This is a genomic window from Marinimicrobium sp. UBA4509, assembly GCF_002388575.1.
GTDB classification, from domain to species: domain Bacteria; phylum Pseudomonadota; class Gammaproteobacteria; order Pseudomonadales; family Cellvibrionaceae; genus Marinimicrobium; species Marinimicrobium koreense.
The window spans coordinates 136,359-140,374 of sequence record NZ_DGMV01000082.1; the positions used below are offsets into that span (position 1 = coordinate 136,359).

A 4,016-nucleotide genomic window follows, 5' to 3' on the forward strand; every position below is an offset into this window, starting at 1 on the left:
GCGGGCGGGGTCATCACCACGAGCCAGCAGAGTAGCGGTAAGGTGTTTCAATCGCTCGGCTGGCTCGTCCATGCCCCGGTAATCCATGACGACCGGCTCACAGTCATCAAGCTGTTCAGCAATACCCTTGAGCGCCTGCATTTTCAGTGCCCCTGGGCCACTCTCCAAGCCATGTGAAAGGTAGACGGTCATCATCATGGTTAATCCGCCGAACGCTGAATGGCTTCACCACCCTGCTCAATATCCTGGCCCATACCGCGAACTGTGTTACAGCCGCTAATGGTGAGTAGTGTGGCCAGTAAGAGTATGCCAAGCGCAATGGTGCGTTTCATTGGGTCTTTCCTCTCTGCTAAATAATGCCCCGCTGGGGCGTCATGGTGTGATGAGTAACATAAGCGCTGTTGGTGCGGGTTGCCACCGGTAAGTAGCCATGAGGTGGAACGTTTTACCAACGCTGCTTATCTCTCTTTAGCATAGATGTGAACCGTGCGCATTTGTCGCATGTGTCAATATTACCCATGTCATCCCTGAGTTTTCTGTCAATTTCGGTTAGGCTGGGCTTTTATTTTTTTGTTTAATTTATTGATATTAAAGATATTTTTTATTTATTGGTATGATTGGCCCAATGCCTGCAGTGTTATAAGTGTTAATACTTATAGTGTCACCATTGATGATTTAACCAATTTCACTGTTGGCAACCAAGTTCCAACCCATCAAAGCGTGAGCAGGCTAATAGGCAATAGAGGAGGGCAGGAGGCCCAGTAAGCATCACGGACGTGAATGGACTCTTAGCCTGCTCACTCTTATCAGCATAAGGCCGTGCTGATCATCGAAGCCAAGGAGTGGCAGCGATGCAAAACAGCCATCTTGCAACTGTGAGGTGGTTTTTTTGCGTTTATTTTTCAATCATTAATACATTGATTTATATAACGTTTTTTCTCGCCTTAGGGGTGTTGCATAGTTCCTGTACAGATATGCAAAGTATTTTGGTCTATCCTTTCGGGTAAACCAAAATCAGCGGTTATAAGACGTCAACGCATCGGCCGCACACTGACAGGGACAAGCGCTATGGTGATGGTATTGATGTTCTGCATGTTCGTGCTGTTTCTAGGGTTTTCGGGGGTGGGCCTGTACATGATGTTTAAAACATCATTTATGACGGCTACAGAGGATCGCGACGACATGCCGCCTGATATGTAAGTAATTGAATAATAAATAAAAAGCCACCTTTTTTTTGGGTGGCTTTTGCATGTTGGCATGTAGAGACTCTTACCCCATCCAATAAAGGCTCAGCAGTGCAAAGCCATAGCCCATCACGCCACCAACCAGTACATCGCTGACATAATGCAGCCCTAGCCCCACTCGAGAAATTGCAATGAGTAGGCTGAGTGGAAGCACAATCGGCAGCAGCCAGGGGGTGTGGGCGGCCACTAATACGCTGAACATGACGGCGTGCATGGTGTGGCCACTGGGGAAACTGTAGCGATCTCGAGCGGGTTCACCGCAGTGTACGCCTCCCAGGTAAGTGATAAAGGGGCGCTCTCGGCACAGCTTGGTTTTGACCAGCTTATAAACCGTGACAGCTACCAGGGCGATCAGCGAGTACTGCATCATCCGCCACGTGCCATCAGGTTGAAGCCAGGGCTGGGCAGCAATCAGCAGTACCCACACCGGCCAGTCGCCTAACTTACTGGCTGTTTTCAGCATTAGCCGCCAGGGGCGGTAGAGCGAGAGGTGCGTGACCCGTTGGCAAAACCGCCACTCCCACAGGTCAAGACGATCGAATACGACAAGCGGGCGAGCTCGCATGGTGGACCTCCTGGGTATGGTGTAGGTAGCGCAGAAATTGCTCAGCAATGCCCGACCAGCTTTGTTCTAGCGCGCGTAAACGGGCAACTCTTCCTATTCGTGCGTAATCGGCGGGGTGTTGGCACAGTGCCACGGCCGCTTCTTGAAAGCCGTGGGCGTCGTTAGGCGCTACGGTCACCCCGTTATGGCCGTTTTGGATCAGCTCCGCGCTGGCTGCATGACGATAAGCAACTACCGCCAAGCCGCTTGCCATTGCCTCCGTTACTACGTTGCCCCACGTTTCCGACAGCGAAGGAAATACAAACATATCAGCACTGGCGTAGTGGCAAGCTAGCTCATGTTTATCCACAAATCCGGTGAAATGTGCGTCAGGGAGTGCCTTCTCTAACTGCGCACGCCCTGGGCCATCACCAACGATCACCTGTGCCATATCGGGGCGCACATTGCGCATGGCTTGCAGCGTTTCTTGTAGCAGGGCCAGATTCTTCTCTGGTGCGAGTCGCCCGACATAGAGGGCGACCGGCTGGTGCTCGCTAACTCCCCACTGCTTACGCAGCTCTGCACTACGGTGAGCTGGAGAGAATTTTTCCCCATCAATCCCCCGAGCGAGCACCTGTACTTCATGGATACCCTGTTGGCGTAAAGCTGTGGCTTGCTGATGAGTGGGCACTAGTGTCAGTGCGCAGCCATTGTGAAAGTAGCGCAAATAGCGGCGAGTCGCGGCAGAGAGCCAAGAGGCGCCGTAATCATGGCAGTAATGATCGAAGTTGGTGTGCCAACCTGCCACCAGCGGAATGCTCAACTGTTGCGCTGCCTGGCGAGCTGCCCAGCCGAGCGGGCCTTGGGTGGCTAAATAAATCACATCTGGCCGGTGCTGTTGCCAAAACCGCTGCAACGTGGACGGGCGAGCAAATCCCACCTGAACATCACGATAGCCGGGCAGCGCCAGGTGGTTAACCTGTAGTTCTTGGGTGGCATAGGCGGCACTGCCGGGTGCCTTAGGCTTAGGGCGAATCACATCCATTGTGACGCCCAGCCGCTGCAGCTCACGACATATCCGGTTGAGAGTATGCGCAACGCCGTTAATTTCTGGAGACCATGTTTCGCTAACGATACAGAGCCGCATGAGCGATTCGTCCCTTTATCACGTTTCTCATTATGTTGCGCGGGCACAATGACACTGCCAAGACAGGCAAGTGAACAAGCGATGACAGACAGCCATCATGCAGTAAGTGAGGCGCTGAGTGTTTTTGGCCAGTCCACGATAGCGAGCCTTGCCATAACCAAAAACGTGTTTGATGTACCGAAAGGGGTGCTCCACCTTGGCACGGATACTGGCTTTGATTTTTTCGACTTTCTGTCGCCTGGCATCTCGCTTCTGGCGGGTGCCAGGCCGTTTGGCAATATACCAAGAGACGTCGTTGCGGTGCTTGTGCTCGTCTCTTTTTTGAATACCCAGGTAACCATGCCGGTATCGGCCATGCGAATAGGATTGGGGCATAGCGGTACCGACTGCGCCTTAGGCGAGTAACGTTGTTACCCGCCTAAGGCGCTGCGTACTAATGGGCGGTGCGCTTGCCGGTGGTGCTGTTGAACGGGTGAAGCGCATCGCTGGTCACGTACACCTGCAGCGTTTCACCTTCGCTGACCGGCGGCTGGCCTGCGGTACGCACCACCGTAGGTTGGTCGCTGCCTGCCAAGTTTAGGTAGAGATGGCTCTCTGCACCGGCGGCTTCAAACAACATCAAGGTAGCGTTCAGCGTTATATAGGGCGCGGCTGGCGGGGCGAGCTGCATATCGTCTGGGCGGATGCCGACGGTATCAGTCTCTTTCGGCAACTGGCTCAGCACGCCCTGGGTATCCTGCTGCGCAAGGTAATCCAGCGGCAGCATGTTCATAGCCGGGGAGCCAATAAATTCCGCCACAAACATAGTGGCCGGACGGGCGTAGATCTCCATCGGGGTGCCCACCTGCTCGATCTGACCAGCATTGAGCACCACGAGCCTATCCCCCAGCGTCATCGCCTCGAGCTGGTCGTGGGTCACATAGAGGCTGGTGGTTTTTAACCGCCGCTGAAGCTGCTTGATCTCAACGCGCATCTGCACGCGCAGCTTAGCATCTAGGTTAGAGAGCGGCTCATCAAACAGAAACGCGGCGGGCTCGCGCACTAACGCACGGCCCATCGCCACCCGCTGGCGCTGGCCGCC

General features: G+C 54.1%; 5 protein-coding genes and 1 pseudogene. All 6 read right to left on the reverse strand.

The genetic code is table 11. From position 1 onward, the window contains the following. On the reverse strand, nucleotides 1-198 hold a 198-nt coding region (locus B3520_RS15445), incomplete at its 3' end, for a hypothetical protein (RefSeq protein ID WP_286876400.1). 2 nt (nucleotides 199-200) lie between these two features. Next, the gene (locus B3520_RS15450) at nucleotides 201-332 is read right to left on the reverse strand and encodes an entericidin A/B family lipoprotein (protein WP_044628799.1); all 132 of its coding nucleotides are present in this window, start codon (nucleotides 330-332) and stop codon (nucleotides 201-203) included. Between the two features lie 937 nt (nucleotides 333-1,269). After that, nucleotides 1,270-1,707 carry a phosphatase PAP2 family protein gene (locus B3520_RS15455; protein ID WP_286876401.1) on the reverse strand — a complete coding sequence of 146 codons (438 nt, stop codon included), beginning with the start codon at nucleotides 1,705-1,707 and terminating at the stop codon, nucleotides 1,270-1,272. A gap of 64 nt (nucleotides 1,708-1,771) precedes the next feature. Further along, nucleotides 1,772-2,935 (reverse strand): glycosyltransferase family 4 protein, encoded by a 1,164-nt coding sequence (locus B3520_RS15460; protein ID WP_044628797.1) that lies wholly within the window; start codon nucleotides 2,933-2,935, stop codon nucleotides 1,772-1,774. A 30-nt stretch (nucleotides 2,936-2,965) separates the two neighbouring features. Continuing rightward, nucleotides 2,966-3,274, reverse strand: a pseudogene (locus tag B3520_RS15465) (transposase); the annotation flags it as partial. Nucleotides 3,275-3,368: 94 nt separating this feature from the next. Then, nucleotides 3,369-4,016: TOBE domain-containing protein (locus tag B3520_RS15470; RefSeq protein WP_286876402.1), on the reverse strand; the 648-nt coding region annotated here is incomplete at its 5' end.

What these genes read in the sequence shown, in the direction of transcription:
- B3520_RS15450 (WP_044628799.1), bottom strand. Translation starts at nt 332, where the DNA reads ATGAAACGCACCATTGCGCTTGGCATACTCTTACTGGCCACACTACTC.
- B3520_RS15460 (WP_044628797.1), bottom strand. Translation starts at nt 2,935, where the DNA reads ATGCGGCTCTGTATCGTTAGCGAAACATGGTCTCCAGAAATTAACGGC.
- B3520_RS15455 (WP_286876401.1), bottom strand. Translation starts at nt 1,707, where the DNA reads ATGCTGAAAACAGCCAGTAAGTTAGGCGACTGGCCGGTGTGGGTACTG.